This window comes from Streptomyces sp. NPDC101227 (genome assembly GCF_044767545.1).
Taxonomy (GTDB): domain Bacteria; phylum Actinomycetota; class Actinomycetes; order Streptomycetales; family Streptomycetaceae; genus Streptomyces.
Genome location: NZ_JBIWOD010000006.1, coordinates 239,826 through 255,410 on the forward strand (window position 1 = coordinate 239,826; position 15,585 = coordinate 255,410).

Annotated in this window: 12 protein-coding genes; 6 read left to right on the forward strand and 6 right to left on the reverse strand. The window is 72.3% G+C overall.

The genetic code is table 11. From position 1 onward, the window contains the following. The first annotated feature begins 1 nt into the window (after position 1). Entirely contained in the window at positions 2 to 376 is a 375-nt protein-coding gene (locus ACIRPT_RS16200) for an STAS domain-containing protein (RefSeq protein ID WP_030067429.1), read from the forward strand. Positions 377 to 404: 28 nt separating this feature from the next. Here the strand turns inward: ACIRPT_RS16200 and ACIRPT_RS16205 are convergent, their stop codons facing one another. From ACIRPT_RS16205 to ACIRPT_RS16215, 3 genes are all read right to left on the reverse strand, one after another. After that, positions 405 to 1,616: a sensor histidine kinase gene (locus tag ACIRPT_RS16205; RefSeq protein ID WP_403827458.1), complete on the reverse strand. Its 1,212-nt coding sequence runs from the start codon at positions 1,614 to 1,616 to the stop codon at positions 405 to 407. After that, on the reverse strand, positions 1,613 to 2,275 hold the full coding sequence (locus tag ACIRPT_RS16210; protein WP_403827460.1) for a response regulator: 663 nt from the start codon (positions 2,273 to 2,275) through the stop codon (positions 1,613 to 1,615). Before ACIRPT_RS16210 ends, ACIRPT_RS16205 begins: the two co-directional genes overlap by 4 nt. Positions 2,276 to 2,683: 408 nt before the next feature. After that, entirely contained in the window at positions 2,684 to 3,715 is a 1,032-nt protein-coding gene (locus ACIRPT_RS16215; protein WP_403827462.1) for a hypothetical protein, read from the reverse strand. 385 nt (positions 3,716 to 4,100) lie between these two features. On the opposite strand from ACIRPT_RS16215, the gene ACIRPT_RS16220 reads away from it, so the two are divergent. The 3 genes from ACIRPT_RS16220 to ACIRPT_RS16230 all read left to right on the forward strand — a co-directional run bounded on the left by ACIRPT_RS16220 (position 4,101) and on the right by ACIRPT_RS16230 (position 9,755). Beyond that, the gene (locus ACIRPT_RS16220; protein WP_403827464.1) at positions 4,101 to 6,005 is read left to right on the forward strand and encodes a serine/threonine-protein kinase; all 1,905 of its coding nucleotides are present in this window, start codon (positions 4,101 to 4,103) and stop codon (positions 6,003 to 6,005) included. Positions 6,006 to 6,177: 172 nt separating this feature from the next. Continuing rightward, the gene (locus tag ACIRPT_RS16225) at positions 6,178 to 7,815 is read left to right on the forward strand and encodes a succinic semialdehyde dehydrogenase (protein WP_403827466.1); all 1,638 of its coding nucleotides are present in this window, start codon (positions 6,178 to 6,180) and stop codon (positions 7,813 to 7,815) included. Positions 7,816 to 7,880: 65 nt separating this feature from the next. Further along, positions 7,881 to 9,755, forward strand: a complete 1,875-nt coding sequence (locus ACIRPT_RS16230; protein ID WP_403827468.1) for a GMC family oxidoreductase N-terminal domain-containing protein — start codon at positions 7,881 to 7,883, stop codon at positions 9,753 to 9,755. A gap of 62 nt (positions 9,756 to 9,817) precedes the next feature. On the opposite strand, the gene ACIRPT_RS16235 is transcribed toward ACIRPT_RS16230, so the two are convergent. Together ACIRPT_RS16235 and ACIRPT_RS16240 are read right to left on the reverse strand one after the other, a co-directional pair. Next, positions 9,818 to 10,915: an LAETG motif-containing sortase-dependent surface protein gene (locus tag ACIRPT_RS16235; protein WP_403827470.1), complete on the reverse strand. Its 1,098-nt coding sequence runs from the start codon at positions 10,913 to 10,915 to the stop codon at positions 9,818 to 9,820. Positions 10,916 to 11,867: 952 nt separating this feature from the next. Next, positions 11,868 to 12,173 carry a chorismate mutase gene (locus ACIRPT_RS16240; RefSeq protein WP_403827472.1) on the reverse strand — a complete coding sequence of 102 codons (306 nt, stop codon included), beginning with the start codon at positions 12,171 to 12,173 and terminating at the stop codon, positions 11,868 to 11,870. A 246-nt stretch (positions 12,174 to 12,419) separates the two neighbouring features. Here ACIRPT_RS16240 and guaA point away from each other — a divergent pair, with 246 nt between their 5' ends. Further along, the gene (gene guaA / locus ACIRPT_RS16245) at positions 12,420 to 14,003 is read left to right on the forward strand and encodes a glutamine-hydrolyzing GMP synthase (RefSeq protein ID WP_403512378.1); all 1,584 of its coding nucleotides are present in this window, start codon (positions 12,420 to 12,422) and stop codon (positions 14,001 to 14,003) included. 207 nt (positions 14,004 to 14,210) lie between these two features. Next, the gene (locus ACIRPT_RS16250) at positions 14,211 to 15,095 is read left to right on the forward strand and encodes a 2-hydroxy-3-oxopropionate reductase (protein ID WP_403512375.1); all 885 of its coding nucleotides are present in this window, start codon (positions 14,211 to 14,213) and stop codon (positions 15,093 to 15,095) included. Positions 15,096 to 15,107: 12 nt separating this feature from the next. On the opposite strand, the gene ACIRPT_RS16255 is transcribed toward ACIRPT_RS16250, so the two are convergent. Continuing rightward, positions 15,108 to 15,569 carry an SRPBCC family protein gene (locus ACIRPT_RS16255; protein ID WP_403512373.1) on the reverse strand — a complete coding sequence of 154 codons (462 nt, stop codon included), beginning with the start codon at positions 15,567 to 15,569 and terminating at the stop codon, positions 15,108 to 15,110. Between the last annotated feature and the right edge of the window lie 16 nt (positions 15,570 to 15,585).

Consider the following 15,585-nt stretch of genomic DNA (forward strand, 5'->3'; position numbering starts at 1 on the left):
CGTGTCGTTGAAGGTGGCAGAGGGCGAACAGGGCCGGTGGGCCGTGCTGCAGGTTTCCGGTGAAATGGACCTGGTCACGTCGCCCGCGGTGCGCCAGCATGTGCACGACGCGGTGGCCGACGGCCGGCGGAGTCTGGTGCTCGATCTCTCCGAGGTCAGGTTCTGCGATTCCAGCGGTGTCGGCGTACTGATCGCCGCACGCAGACTTATGCGCTCCTGTCAGGGGCGGCTGCGGCTGATCCTCCCCGCCCAGGGGGCCGTCGACGGCTCCCACGTCAACCGCGTACTGGCGGCGCTGGGCGTCCGCCGGCTCTTCGAGGTCTACCCGGACCTGCACACGGCCGTGGACGAGGCGGCGGCGCCGCTGTCGGCCTGACAACGGGGCGCCGCCGCTCCGCCAGGCGTCACCCCGCCCCGTTGGGCGTCACCCCGTACGGAAACTCCGCCCGCACCACGAAGCCCCCCTCGGCCGTGTGCCGCGCCTCCATCGTCCCGCCGAGGCTCTGCGCCCGCTCGCGCAGCCCCACCAGGCCGTGCCCGCCACCAGGCAGCGCGGGCGCCGTCGCCGACTCGTCCGGCGGCCCGTTCCGTATCTCGACGCACAGGCTCTCGCTCTCCCCGGAGCCGCCTGCCCCCACCCGGACCCGCACCCGCGCCCCCGGCGCGTGCTTGCGCACATTGGTCAGCGCCTCCTGGACCGTGCGGAAGGCCGCCCGCTCCACCGTCTTCGCGCCGCCCGCCCCGGCCACCACGCCCCCCTCGTACGTCACATCCAGCGCACTCATCTCGATCAGCCGCGGCAGCTCCTCCAGATCCGGCTGCGGCGCGAGCCCGTGGGCCTCCGCCGCATCCCCGCCGTCCGCCCGCAGCACCCCCACCATGTGCCGCAGCTCCTCCAGCGTCCGCACGGACAGCTCCCGGATCGTCCGCGCCCCCGCCCGCGCCGCCTCGTCCTCGGTACTGACCTGCACGGCCCCCGCCTGGAGACTGATGAGGCTCACCTGGTGGGCCACGACATCGTGCATCTCCCGGGCGAGCCGGGCCCGTTCGGTGGTCTTCACCCGGTCCGCGAGCAGCCGGTCCTCGCGCCGCAGGCTGCGGGTCAGATCCTCGACGCGGACGGCCAGCTCCCGGCGCGTACGGACCAGCAGCCCCATGGTGATCGGCGCGGCAGAGGTGACGCACGCGTCGATCAGCACCAGGGTGTTCTCCCGGTAATGGGTCGGCTCGAAATCCGAGATCGGGTACGGCAGGAAATGCGCGGCGATCAGCAGCACCGCACAGATGCCGAGCCGCACCCGGCCGGGCCGGCGCGCGGCCAGCGTGTACAGCCCGATCATCGGCGCGAACCAGATGTACCCGATGTAGAGACCGGGGAGGGTGAACAGGAACACCAGAAGAGGAAAGCGGCGGCGCAGCAGCAGGGCCGCCGAGGCGACCACCGAGACGCCCAGCTCCAGGGCGAGTTCGAAGCCGTTGACCAGCACCGCGTCGGCGATGGCCAGGAGGCACGGCACCACCACCGGGGCGATCCGCCGCACCCGTCCCGCCAGCGCCCCGCGCGCGAGCGCCCGCACCCGCGTCCGGACGCGCCCCGGACCCCCCGGCGCGCTCACCACGCCCCCCGCGGATCGCCCGCCACCAGGCCCGCCCGGTCGGCCACGATGGCCGCCTGTACGCGATTGATCCCGCCCAATTTCGCCAGCAGCGCCCGCACATGATCCTTGACCGTGCTGGGCGCCAGCCCCATCTGCTGCGCAATCTGGGCGTTGCCCAGCCCCGCCCCGAGCAGCGCCAGTACCTGCGACTCACGCGGCGTGAGCCCGCTGACCGCCCGCGCCGCCGCGGCCTGGTCCTCGGCCGTCAGATAGCCGCCGATCACCGCCCGCGTCACCCCCGGGTCCAGCACGCTCCCGCCCGCCGCCAACGTCCGTACGGCCCGCACGAGCTGCTCCGGATCCGAATCCTTGAGCAGGAACCCCGCCGCCCCCTCGCGCAGCGCCGCGGTCAGGTACTCCTGGGCGTCAAAGGTGGTCAGCATCGCCACCGCAGGAGGTTCCGGGGTGGCCCGCAGCCGGCGCAGCACGGTCAGCCCGTCCACTTCCGGCATCCGGATATCGAGCAGGACCACTTGCGCCCCGCTGCGCAGCACGGTTTCCACGGCCTCCACGCCACCGCAGTCCGCGACCATCTCGATATCCGGAGCGGTCCCCAGAATCATCCGCAACCCGGACCTGACGAGCCGCTCGTCATCCACCACAGCGACACGGATCACCGGCCGCCCCTTTCTCCTTCGCACCCATCCGAGCTCACGGAACCACCCGGCGCTGCGCGACTCCGTACCTCTGTCACCGGGGCCCGCCCCAAGACGGCCCCGTACCCCCGCCGACCGGCGGGGGTAATTCCGCGACCTGCGAAGGATGCCGTGGAGTGGTCTCCACCGGCAGAGTTGTTCACATGCTGCACCACTGAAGAGGCCACAAGCCCGGGACGCGTTGCAGTTCACATCGGCGGCCGCCGCGACCCCCACACGCGGCGGCCGCCGCTGGCGTGCGGGGGCGGTTCGGAGGGGGATCTCCCCCGCACCGCCGACCGCGACTCCCAGACCCGTCAGCCGGCCGACCGGAGGCCCGTCAGCAGGCCCCCGAGCGCGCGGCACCACCGCCCGCAGGCGCGGCGCCGGTTACTCGGAAGTGGGGACCCGTGAGCCGACCGGGCCCCGCATGCCGTCATACCCGCCGGGTCCGCGTCCCGTGGCCAGCACCACCACCGACGTCATCGCCGCCAGCGCATACGCCGTCGTCGCCATCGACAGCGCGCCCTCCGGCGTCTCGGAGGACAGGCTGAAGAAGTCCGTCACGGCCAGCCACACCACCGTCCGTACGGTCAGATACAGCTCCACGGCGGCGAAGACGAGCAGCGCGCCCCGGATGTCCCGCCGCCCACGGATCGCGATCACGCCGACGACCAGGAGGGCGAGGGCCGAGCCGACCGTCGTGAACTCGACGGACGCCGACAGGTCGAGGGTGCCGGGGACCGAGCCGTCGACCACGCCCCGCAGGTAGCGGCCGATGTCCGTGCTGCCGGTCGTCAGGTCCCGTACGCACCACCCCACGCGGATCACGGCCGTGATGAGCAACAGGACGCCGCAGACGCGGGAGAGGCGGCGCCAGCGGGCCTCCGGGCCGTCGGGGGCGGGCGCGACGCGGGGGCGGGCGGGCCGTTCCGCGGCCGGGAGCAGCAGGGCCAGGACGACCAGCGCCGTCACCAGGCCCAGACCGCGCGTGGCGAGCGCCCAGCCGCCCAAGGGGTCGTTGCTGTACTGGTCGCGGTAGGCGGCGTGGAACAGGCCGACGCCCTCGCGGAGGGAGACGGCCAGGAGGAGTAAGGCGCAGAACAGCGCGGCGCTGCGGGCCGCCCGGCGCTGCGCCAGCGACAGGCCCGCGACGGCCAGGAAGGCGACCGAGAAGGACCATTCGTACGGGCCCAGCGCCTGCGCGCCGGTGGAGGCGCCGGGGTTGAACAGGCCCTCGACGAAGTCCCAGGCGGTGCCGTTGCCCTGGGCGATGCCGTAGAGGATCCAGGCGAGCAGCGCGCCGCCGTAGAGGGCCAGGCACAGTCCGCTCGCCAGGTAGGCGCCGCTGTGCTCCGGGGCGGCCCGGCCCGGGTCGGCGCCCGGACGGACGTCCACCGTTCCGCCGTCCTGCATCACCATGGCCGCCCCCGTTCCGCCGTACCGGCCGCCGTCCGGCCGCCGTTCCCGTACGGCGGCGTCACTGGCCTCACTGTGTCAAGGACGGTCAGAGGGGCGGGGGAGGTTCCACCCCGTGTCTCGTGAGGACATGGGGGAGGACGGCGGGCGCCCGCGAGGCCCGGTCGGCGTGTCCCGGGCCGCCACGCGGTGGAGTTCGGTGGTATCCGCCGCATGCGCGCGGTACGCGTCGATCCGCTCCTGACGGAGCCGCTCCGCGCGGGCGAGGCGCTTGCCGCTCGCAAGGCGCCCAGGTCACAGGCGCTTTCCGCCGATGCCGCAGCGGCGCCTGGCGGAGAGGGCCGGTACCGCCCCTTCCGGTCCGGTTGCCATGCGGCAAGATGGCCCTATGGGGATCTTCGGGGGCGAGGGCCAACTCGTAGGCGGCCGTTATCGCTTGGGTATCCGGCTGGGCCGTGGCGGAATGGGAACGGTCTGGCGGGCCACCGACGAACTGCTGGGGCGCCAGGTCGCGGTGAAAGAGCTGCACCTGGACGCGGACACCGCCGACCCCGAGGCGCGGGTACAGCGCGAGCGGGCGATGCGCGAGGCGCGGACCGTCGCCCAGGTCAAGCATCCGAATGTGATCGTCGTCCATGACGTGGTCGAGCAGGACGGCCGGCCGTGGATCGTGATGGAGCTGGTGGACGGCCCGTCGCTGGCCGACCGGCTCTACACCGGCGGGCCGCTCGCCCCGCGCGAGGCGGCCCGGATCGCGGTCGCGCTGCTCGGCGCGCTGCGGGCCGCGCACGCCCGCGGGGTGCTGCACCGCGACATCAAGCCCGCGAACGTACTGATGGAATCGGCCACCAACAGGGTGGTGCTCACCGACTTCGGGATCGCTCAGGTCCCGGGGGTGACGACGCTGACGGAGACCGGCGGATTCGTCGGCTCGCCCGAATACACCGCGCCGGAGCGGATGGCCGGGCACGGCACCGGGCCCGAGGCGGACCTGTGGTCGCTCGGGGTGCTGATGTGCGCCACGCTCAGCGGGGAATCGCCGTTCCGCCGGGACTCGATCGGCGGCGTCCTGCACGCCGTCGTGTACGACGAGATCGAGATCCCGGAGGCGGCCCGCCCGCTGCTCGCCGTCATCGAGGGGCTGCTGCAGCGGGCCCCGGAGCACCGGATGGCTGCCGAGGAGACGGAGCGGCTGCTACGGGGGTATCTGCGGACGGGGCGGGCGCCGGAACGCGGAGCGGGCGGACCGCGGGGGCGCGGCAGGTCCGCGGGCCCGGGAGAGGCGGCCGCCGCGAGCGCCCCGGCCGATCCCCGGCGCCCCGCCCCCGACACCCATGACCCCTTCTACGGCGGCCCCAGCGGCGACCTCCCCAGCGAGCACCCGCCCAACGAGGACCTCCTGGACGACGTCGGCCGGTCGTTGCCCGGCAGCACTCCCGTGGCCCCCACCGGCTACTCCGCCCACTCCGGCCCCCGTACGCCCGCCGGCCACGCCCCCGGCCGCGCCCGCACGGGCGGCCGTGCCCCCGGCGCCCCCCTCCTCGACGCGCTCGACGACCGGGCGCTGGCCGCCGCCGCCCGCCCGCACACCGGCCGCCCCCGGACCATCCTTCTCGTCGCGCTGGCCGTGGCCGTACTCGGCGGCGCGGGCGCGGGCATCACGGCCCTGGTCATGAACCAGAACGCCGACACGGGCAACCAGGGGAAGGGGGGCGCGCCCGGTGCGTCCCAGCAGGCCTCCCAGCACGCCTCGCAGCCGGGGCCGGGGTCGAAGGGCACCCCCAAGCCCGGCGGGGCAGGCCCGACCGTCACGATCACCTCGAAGCCCTCCGGGGGCAACGCCCCCAAGGTTCCCGCCGGTTACCGCCTCGTGCGCGACCCGGCCGGCTTCGCGCTCGCGGTGCCCGACGGCTTCACCCGCTCCTACGAGAAGCACCGGGTCTACTACGTCTCCCAGGGCCGGCGCTTCCGGATCGGCGTTCAGCTGCAGAAGCCGGTGGCGGAGGGACCGATCGGCGCGATGCAGAAGGCCGACGCGAACGGGCCCGGCGTCTACAAGGGCTACCGCCAGAGCCAGGTCGTCGAGACCACGCACAAAGGCCTGCAGGCCGGGCTCTGGGACTTCGCGTGGGACGGCAGCAGCGAGGACGCCGGGGCGCGCTACGTCTATGACCTGAGCTGGGAGGAGCGCGGAAAGATGGTCGACGTGTGGATCTCGGCGCCGATCGGCTCGCGCACCGAGGCCAAGCGGCATTTCGACACCGCGGTGGACGCCTTCCAGGTCACCGGCTGACCGCCCCGCCGCACCCCCTGGCCCCACGCTCGACCGGACCCCCGCGGCCGAGGCCCGTCGTCGCTGCCCAGAGCCTTTGCGGCCAGTAATCACTGGCGCGATTGTGGTCGCCACGTGAAAACTCGTTACTCCCGGGTACACAAAGCGGCCGGGGAGGAATACGCTCGCCCGCATGACGGACTCGCAGGACACCAAGGACACCGCCCAGGCCGCCGCGGCGACGCCCGCAGGCAACCCCGTGGCGCCCTCCGCCGCCGGCACCCGCACCGCCGCCGACGTGGTCACCCCGGAGGTGGCCGCCCGCCTGACCCGCGGCGTCGTCGGCAGCGGGAAGACCGCGAACCACACGCCGTTCACCGGCGAGAAGCTCGCGGACCTGCCCGAGTCCACCCCCGAGGACGTCGCCACCGCCTTCGAGCGCGCCCGCGCCGCCCAGGCGATCTGGGCCAAGGTCCCCGTCCGGCAGCGCGCCGCCGTCCTGCTCCGCTTCCACGACCTCGTCCTGCGCCGCCAGGCCGAGGTCCTCGACCTCATCCAGCTGGAGACCGGCAAGGCCCGCCTCCACGCCCACGAAGAGGTCCAGGCGGTCGCCGTCGCCGCCCGCCACTACGGCCGCAAGGCGCCCTCGTACCTGCGGCCCAGGGGCCACACCGGCGTCGTACCGACCCTCACCAAGGTCACCGAACTCCGCCAGCCCCGCGGCGTGGTGGGCCAGATCGCCCCCTGGAACTACCCCTTCGAGCTCTCCGTCGGCGACGCGCTGCCGGCCTTCGTCGCGGGCAACGCGGTCGTCATGAAGCCCGACACCGAGACCGCGCTGACCGCCCTGTGGGCCCGCGAACAGCTCATCGAGGCCGGGCTCCCGCCGGAGGTGTGGCAGGTCGTCATCGGTGACGGCCCGGTCGTCGGCCCCGAGGTCGTCAAGCACGCCGACTATGTCTCCTTCACCGGCTCCACCCGTACGGGCCGCGAGGTCGCCCAGGGCGCCGCGGCCCGCCTGGTGGGCTGCTCGCTCGAACTGGGCGGCAAGAACGCCATGCTGGTGCTGCACGACGCCGACGTGGAGAAGGCCGCCTCCGGCGCGGTCCGCGGCTGCTTCTCCTCCGCCGGCCAGCTGTGCATCTCCATCGAGCGGCTCTACGTCCACGAGTCCATCGCCGACGACTTCGTCCAGCGCTTCGCCGCCCGCACGAAGGCCATGCGTCTGGGCAACGCCCTCGCCTACGGGGCCGACATGGGCTCCCTGGTGGGCGAGCGGCAGCTGGAGACCGTCACCCGGCATGTGGAGGAGGCCGTCGCCAAGGGCGCCAAGCTCGTCGCCGGCGGCAAGCCGCGCCCCGACATCGGCCCCCTCTTCTACGAGCCCACCATCCTCGACGGCGTCGAGGCCCCGATGGCCGTCTGCTCCGAGGAGACCTTCGGCCCGGTCGTCTCGATCTACCGCTTCAGCGACGAGGACGAGGCGGTCGCGCTCGCCAACGCCACGCCGTACGGCCTCAATTCCAGCGTCTGGACCAAGGACGGGCGCCGCGGCCGCGCGGTCGCCGCGCGGATGCGCACCGGCACGGTCAACGTCAACGAGTCGTACGCGGCGGGCTACGGCAGCGTGCAGTCCCCGATGGGCGGCATGGGCGACTCCGGGCTCGGCCGCCGGCACGGCTCCGAGGGCATCCTCAAGTACACCGAGGCGCAGACCGTCGCCCACCAGCGGATCATGCCGCTCGCGCCGTCCTTCGGGATGAACGACGAGAAGTACGCACAGTTCATGACCCGCAGCCTGCGCGCGATGAAGGCGTTCCGGTTGCGCTGATCCACCACAGGGCCGCTCAGCCACAGGCGCCGCTCCGGAAACACCACAAAACCCAGGGAGAGCCAGTGCCCCAGGAGAACTCTGCCCAGAATCAGGCCCCGGAGACGGACGAGAGGGAGACGGACGAGAGGGCGACGGACGAGGGGTACGACTACGACGTCCTCGTCGTCGGCTCCGGCTTCGGCGGATCCGTCTCCGCGCTCCGCCTGACCGAGAAGGGCTACCGCGTCGGCGTCCTCGAGGCGGGCCGGCGCTTCACCCGCGAGACGCTCCCGAAGAACTCCTGGGATCTCAAGAACTACCTGTGGGCCCCGGCGCTCGGCTGCTACGGCATCCAGCGCATCCATCTCCTGGGCAATGTGATGGTGCTGGCGGGCGCCGGCGTCGGCGGCGGTTCGCTGAACTACGCCAACACCCTCTACGTACCGCCGAAGCCGTTCTTCGACGACCCTCAGTGGAAGGACATCACCGACTGGCAGGCCGAGCTCAAGCCGTACTACGACCAGGCCCAGCGGATGCTGGGGGTGCGGCTCAACCCGACGATGACGCCGTCCGACGTCCATCTGAAGGCGACCGCGGAGGCCATGGGCGTCGGCGACTCCTTCCATATGGCGCCGGTCGGGGTGTTCTTCGGGGACGGCAAGGACGCGTGTGGCGGGGAAGGGGCCGATGCCGGGGAGGGGGCCGGCTCGGCGAAGACCGCACCGGGAGCCGAGGTCGCGGACCCGTACTTCGGCGGCGCGGGCCCCTCCCGCAAGGCCTGCACCGAATGCGGCGAGTGCATGACCGGCTGCCGCCACGGCGCCAAGAACACCCTCAACGAGAACTACCTCCATCTCGCGGAGCGGGCCGGCGCGGTCATCCACCCCATGACCTCCGTCGTCACCGTCACCGAGGACTCGCGGGGCGGCTTCGCCGTCGGCACGCTCCCGACCGACAACAAGAAGAAGGGTGAGGGCCGGACGTTCACGGCCCGCCGGGTGATCATCGCGGCCGGTACGTACGGTACGCAGACCCTGCTGCACCGCATGAAGGACGGCGGACTGCTCCCCTACCTCTCCGACCGGCTCGGCTCGCTGACCCGTACCAACTCCGAGGCGCTGGTGGGCGCGCAGAGCGACGACCGCCGCTACCGGAAGCGGCACGGCGCGGACAAGGTCGACTTCACCAAGGGCGTGGCGATCACGTCCTCGATCCACCCCAACGAGAACACCCACATCGAGCCGGTCCGGTACGGCAAGGGCTCCAACTCGATGGGCGGCCTGACGATCCTCCAGGTGCCCTACCGCCCCACCGGACGCGTCGCGGGCTGGCTGGGCAACGTCGTCCGCCACCCCTGGCTCGCCCTGCGCTCCCTCTCCAACCGCCGCTGGTCCGAGCGGACGATCATCGGCCTGGTGATGCAGTCGCTGGACAACTCCCTGACGACGTACCGCAAACCGAACGGCATCGGAAAGGGCCTGCTGACCGCCCGCCAGGGCCACGGCGCCCCGAACCCCAACCAGATACCCGAGGCCACCGAGGCGGCCACCCTGCTCGCCCAGGAGATCAACGGCTTCGCGGGCAGCAACGTCGGTGAGTTGATGGGCACGCCGCTGACCGCGCACTTCCTGGGTGGTTGCCCGATCGGGGAGGACGCGGAGCGCGGCGTCATCGACCCGTACCACCGGCTCCACGGTCACCCGGGCATCTCGGTGGTCGACGGGGCCGCGGTCTCCGCCAACCTCGGCGTCAATCCGTCCCTGACGATCACCGCGCAGGCCGAGCGCGCGATGTCGCTGTGGCCGAACAAGGGCGAGCCGGACCCGCGCCCCGCGCCCGGCCGGCGGTACGAGCGGCTGGCGCCGGTGAAGCCGGTCGGCCCGGCCGTCCCCGAGACGGCGTTCGGCGCGCTGAACCTGCCGTTCGTGCCCGTCCCGACGGTCCCGCCGAAGAAGTAGCCCGGTACGCGACGAAGGGCCGCACCCTCGTGGGCGCGGCCCTTCATCACGGGCGACGGTGCTTACGCGGCCGCGGCGCCGTTCACGCCGGCCGTCTTACGGCGACGGACGACGAAGATCGCCCCCGCGCCGAGGGCCATGGCGACCCCGCCCACGAGGGCGATGGTCGGCAGCGCGGAGGAGGAACCGGTCTCGGCGAGCTTGCCGGTGACCGGGATCTGCTTCAGGTCGCCCGTCGGAGCGGGCTTGTTGCCCTTGCTCTTGCCCGGCTTGCTCTTGGCCGGCGGCACGGAGCCCGGGTGGCTGCCCGCGACCAGGATGTCGAAGTCGTACTCCGCGACATCCGAGAAGCCGCAGACGTCGTCCTCGTTGTGGTACGCGCCGATGGTGAACGCGAAGCCGTAGCTGCCGGGGGTCTTGGCGTCGACCTTCAGGCGCAGCTTGGCGTCGGCGTACTCATCTGGCTTGAGAGCGTCGACGGAGGCGAAGTAGCCGTCCTCGTCGGTGATGGACTCCCAGGTGCGGGTGTCCTCGTCGTACCACTGCACCGTCAGCAGCTTGGAGATGTCGTCGAAGTTGCCGGAGCTGATACCGGCCAGTGCGACATAGGCGTCGACCGACTTCATCGCCTTGTCGGACGTGTTGGTGGCGCGGAAGGTGAAGTTCTTCCAGCCGGATCCGGCCACGACCTTGCTGGGCAGGCCGCGCAGCTCGGTGCTGATCGCCATCTCGTCGGACTGCTCGGCGCAGGTCGGCTCGTCGGTGGGCTCCTCGGTCGGCTTCGCGGTGGGCGTGGCCGAAGTGGAGGGCTCGGGGGTGCTGGTGGGCTTGGTGTCGTCGCCCGGGGTGGCCGGGGCGGTGGGCTCGGCCTCGTCACCGTTCCCGGTCTGGCCACCGTTCCCGGTCTCCTCGCCGGGCTTGGTGTCGTCACCGGGCTGGGTGGTGCCGTCCGCCGGGGTCTCGTCGCCGGCGCCGGGGGTCTCGGCCGGCGTGGTGGTGTCGTCGCTCTGCTCCGGGCCGGGGGTGGCCGGCGCCGGGTCGGCGCTGGCGCTGGTCTCGGTGTCGGCGCCGGTCGCGAACGCGGCGGGGGCCGCCATCAGGGCGGCGGGGGCCATAACGGCCGTAGCGGCAGCGGCCGTCAGGGCACGGCGAAGCTTCATCGAGAAGACCTCTCGGGTCCAAAGTGCCGAAGGACGGCACAAGTGGGTGCGGGCCGTCGCGGTGGGGCGCGGTATGGCCGTGCGATTGCAGGTACATGACCGGCGATGGCCAAAAAAGGTTGTTCGTTGGACAAGAAATGGCCTAGTGATGCCCGTCACACAATTCACAGCCGTCGCACAGGCACCTCACGGCCCACACCCAGGCACCTCACAGCGGACGGACGGGAGCTGCCCGCCGAGGAACCGCCCGCCGCGCGGAGCGGGCACAGCGAAGGGCCCCGGGACACCGTCCGCGAGGGGGGTGCGGACGGCCACGGGGCCCTTGGCTTTCGGTGCCGGCGTCAGGGCAGCGCCGGCACCGACGGGCGGCGCTGGGGGGGGGGGGGGGGTAGCGCCGCTGGCTATGGGGTGGTGCGGGGTGTTTCGGGGTGGTGCGGGCCGCGCGGTGGTCGGACCAATGGCGATGCCGAGGGCCTTACTGCGCGCGGAAGGTGGTACGTCGAGCATCGTCCTGGATGCGGCTCACCCGGCGCAACCGTTTCGACCGGATGCGGTCGGTCCCGGGCGTCCCCAGGACCGACCACCCCATCGGATGTGACCGGGCTGCTGTCCCCTGCTGACCGGCCACGGCACCCGAGCGAGGTCCCACGACGCGGACCGCTGCAAGCGGCCGGCGTCTCATCGCTCCGGCATTCCGCCCGTGGGGCGGCGTCTACGCGTAGTCCTGCAGGCCGCGCCTGGCTGGCGTGGCATCGGGAACAACGAAGCCTCTCGGCGGCCGGTCACGCGCCGTACGGGTGAGTCGGCAACCGAACTCAAATGCGGCCGCTGCGCCGGGCGCGCGCCCATGTGCCGCGCGCCCTCGCCACCGACAGAAACCGGCCACGCATCGGCCCCGCCCGTCTCCCTGACCGGCCCGTCCCCCTCTGGCCGGTTTCGCATCCGGCCCGTGTCAGATCTGCCCCCGGGACAGCTCCAGCAAGGTCATCGCCAGCGCGGTGCCCGGCTTGCCGAGCTGGTTGCGGTAGTGCGCCAGGATCTCCATCTCGCGGGCGAGGCTCACCCGGCGCCCGCCGGAGGCGATGCGCTCGCGCTGGATGACGGCCGAGACGGCCATCCGTTCCTGTACGAGGCCGATGATCCGGCCGTCGAGATCGTCGATCCGGCTGCGCGCGTCGGTGATCAGCCCGTCGGCCTGGGGCGTACGCGCGCCGGTGTCGGGGGCGGAGGGGGCGGCGGTCGCGGTCTCGGTGCTCATATCCGTATCTCCTGGGGTGTCTGTCCCCGGAGCCGACGTGATCCCGAACGCAGACGCCCCGGACCTTGTCGGCCCGGGGCGCCTGGGAAGTTGCCTGTCAGTTGATCAAGCAGCACGACCATGGCAGCCGGACGGGCCGGTGCCATAGGTAAAGACGAAGGTCAGCTGCTTGGACATGGCGCCAAGTATGAGGCCGTTAGAATCGAAAGTCCAACCCCTCGTTCCACCCGCCGGAAGGCCGCCGAAGTGTCATCAGGACCCCCTGCCGCCGCCCCGGACGTCGTCCTCGTAGTCGACTTCGGCGCTCAGTACGCCCAGCTCATCGCCCGCCGCGTCCGCGAGGCACGGGTTTACAGCGAGATCGTGCCGTCCACCATGCCGGTGGCCGAGATGCTCGCCAAGAACCCGAAGGCGATCATTCTCTCCGGCGGTCCCTCGTCGGTCTACGCGGAAGGCGCCCCCAGCCTCGACCGCTCCCTGTTCGAAGCCGGCGTCCCGGTCTTCGGCATGTGCTACGGCTTCCAGCTGATGGCCACCACCCTCGGCGGCACCGTCGACAACACCGGCGCCCGCGAGTACGGCCGTACGGCGCTGACCGTCTCCCGGCCCGGCTCGACCCTCTTCGAGGGCACCCCGGCCGAGCAGTCCGTGTGGATGTCGCACGGCGACGCCTGCTCCGGAGCCCCCGAAGGCTTCACGGTCACCGCCTCGACCGACGTCGTACCGGTCGCCGCCTTCGAGAACGACGCGAAGAAGCTCTACGGCGTCCAGTACCACCCCGAGGTGCTGCACTCCACGCACGGCCAGCAGGTCCTGGAGCACTTCCTCTACCGCGGCGCGGGCATCGTGCCGAACTGGACCACCCACAACGTGGTCGAGGAGCAGGTCGCCGCGATCCGCGAGCAGGTCGGCAGCAAGCGGGCGATCTGCGGGCTGTCCGGCGGCGTGGACTCCGCGGTGGCCGCCGCGCTCGTGCAGAAGGCCATCGGCGACCAGCTGACCTGCGTCTACGTCGACCACGGCCTGATGCGCAAGGGCGAGTCCGAGCAGGTCGAGAAGGACTTCGTGGCCGCCACCGGCGTCCAGCTGAAGGTCGTCGACGCCCAGGAGCGCTTCCTGAACGCGCTGGCCGGGGTCTCCGACCCCGAGACCAAGCGGAAGATCATCGGCCGCGAGTTCATCCGCGTCTTCGAGCAGGCCCAGGCGGAGATCGTCGCCGAGGCCCCGAACGACCACCCGGTCGCGTTCCTGGTCCAGGGCACGCTCTACCCGGACATCGTCGAATCCGGCGGCGGCACGGGCACGGCCAACATCAAGTCGCACCACAACGTGGGCGGCCTGCCCGACGACATCGAGTTCGAGCTCGTCGAGCCGCTGCGGCAGCTGTTCAAGGACGAGGTCCGGATGGTCGGCGCCGAGCTCGGCCTGCCCGACGAGATCGTCCAGCGCCAGCCGTTCCCCGGCCCCGGCCTGGGCATCCGCATCGTCGGCGAGGTCACGAAGGACCGCCTGGACCTGCTGCGCGAGGCCGACGCCATCGCCCGCGAGGAGCTCACCGCGGCCGGCCTCGACCGCGAGATCTGGCAGTGCCCGGTGGTCCTGCTCGCCGACGTCCGCTCGGTCGGCGTCCAGGGCGACGGCCGCACCTACGGCCACCCCATCGTGCTCCGCCCGGTCTCCTCGGAGGACGCGATGACGGCGGACTGGACGCGGATGCCGTACGACGTCCTGGCGCGCATCTCGACCCGGATCACGAACGAGGTCGCGGACGTCAACCGCGTGGTGCTGGATGTGACCAGCAAGCCGCCGGGCACGATCGAGTGGGAGTGATCCCGGCTCCCGCCTGAGGTAAACGACAACGCCGCCGCCCAGCTGTCTGGGTGGCGGCGTTGTCGTTTGCGCGACGAGGGCCCGAGCCGGATAACGCAGTGGGGCGTGCCCCGGCCGACGGTTGACGCTCCCAGTTGCGCCATCCATCATGGATTCCGTATAGCGATAGGTTGATTCTGTTATGCGGAAGTTAGTGAGTGTGACGCAATGAGCACCATCGGCTTCATCGGCCTCGGCATCATGGGCAGCCCCATGGCGGTCAACCTCGCCAAGGCCGGGCACACCGTGCTCGGCTGGAACCGCAGCCCCGGGCGGGCGAAGGCGCTGATCGCGGCCGGTGGCAAGGAGGCGGCGTCCATCGCGGAGGCGGTGCGCGACGCGGATGTCGTCATCACCATGGTTCCGGCGTCCCCGCAGGTCGAGGCCGTCGCGTACGGGCCGGACGGCATTCTGGAGCACGCCCGGCCGGGCACCCTGCTGATCGACAACTCCTCCATCACCCCAGTGACCTCCATCGATCTGGCCAAGGCCGCCGCCGACAAGGGTGTCCGGGTGCTGGACGCCCCGGTATCGGGCGGCGAGGCGGGGGCCGTCGAGGGCGTGCTGTCGATCATGGTCGGCGGCGACCGGGCCGACTTCGACGCCGCCCTGCCGGTCCTCGAGGCCGTCGGCAAGACCGTGGTGCACTGCGGGCCGCACGGAGCCGGGCAGACCGTCAAGGCCGCCAACCAGCTGATCGTCGCCGTCAATCTCCAGGCCCTCGCCGAGGCCGTCGTCTTCCTGGAGAAGTCCGGCGTCGACCTCGCCGCCGCGCTGGAGGTGCTGGGCGGCGGACTGGCCGGCTCCACCGTCCTGGCCCGCAAGAAGGACAACCTCCTCGCCCGCGAGTTCACCCCGGGCTTCAAGCTGGAGCTGCACCACAAGGACATGGGCAACGCCCTGGAGGCCGCCCGCACCGTCGGCGCCCCGCTTCCGGTCGGTGTCGTCGCGGCGCAGCTCATCGCCTCCGCCGTGGCCCGCGGCGACGGCGCCCTCGACCACTCGGCGCTGCTGCGGGGCGTGGAGCTGCTCAGCGGCTACGGGCGGGAATGAGCCACTGGACCGTCACCGCGGCCCCACGGCGGCGGCCAGCCGGTCCAGCGTCCTGGCCATCGCCGGGCCCATCCGCCCGGGGAGGCCGGGGAGTTCGACGACCAGGCGGGGGAGCCGGGCACGGGACCAGTCGTAGGTGTGGGTGACATGGGTGACGGCGTCGCCGGGCGTCAGCTCGTACCGCCAGCGCTGTCCGCCGACGAGCCGCCGGCCGCGGACCTCGCCCCATGTCTCCCAGGCGATCAGCCGGTCCGTCTCGTACTCCACCACCACATTCACCGAGCGGTACGCGATCCCGTTCTGCCGCATCCCCATGCTGAACCGGTCGCCGGCGCCCAGCGGTGACGGGCCGTCGGGCCGGCCGCGCAGCATGCCGGAGCCGTCCAGTTCCGCGTGCCGGGCCGGGTCCCGGAGGATGGCGAAGAGCCGTTGCGGGGTGGCGGGGATGTCTTTGCTGACGGATATGGATCTCATGGTCACTGTGCCCTTC

Excerpts from the sequence above, each read along its gene's own strand:
- ACIRPT_RS16215 (WP_403827462.1), bottom strand. The coding sequence starts at position 3,715 with ATGGTGATGCAGGACGGCGGAACGGTGGACGTCCGTCCGGGCGCCGAC.
- ACIRPT_RS16220 (WP_403827464.1), top strand. The coding sequence starts at position 4,101 with ATGGGGATCTTCGGGGGCGAGGGCCAACTCGTAGGCGGCCGTTATCGC.
- ACIRPT_RS16225 (WP_403827466.1), top strand. The coding sequence starts at position 6,178 with ATGACGGACTCGCAGGACACCAAGGACACCGCCCAGGCCGCCGCGGCG.
- ACIRPT_RS16235 (WP_403827470.1), bottom strand. The coding sequence starts at position 10,915 with ATGAAGCTTCGCCGTGCCCTGACGGCCGCTGCCGCTACGGCCGTTATG.
- ACIRPT_RS16240 (WP_403827472.1), bottom strand. The coding sequence starts at position 12,173 with ATGAGCACCGAGACCGCGACCGCCGCCCCCTCCGCCCCCGACACCGGC.
- ACIRPT_RS16250 (WP_403512375.1), top strand. The coding sequence starts at position 14,211 with ATGAGCACCATCGGCTTCATCGGCCTCGGCATCATGGGCAGCCCCATG.
- ACIRPT_RS16255 (WP_403512373.1), bottom strand. The coding sequence starts at position 15,569 with ATGAGATCCATATCCGTCAGCAAAGACATCCCCGCCACCCCGCAACGG.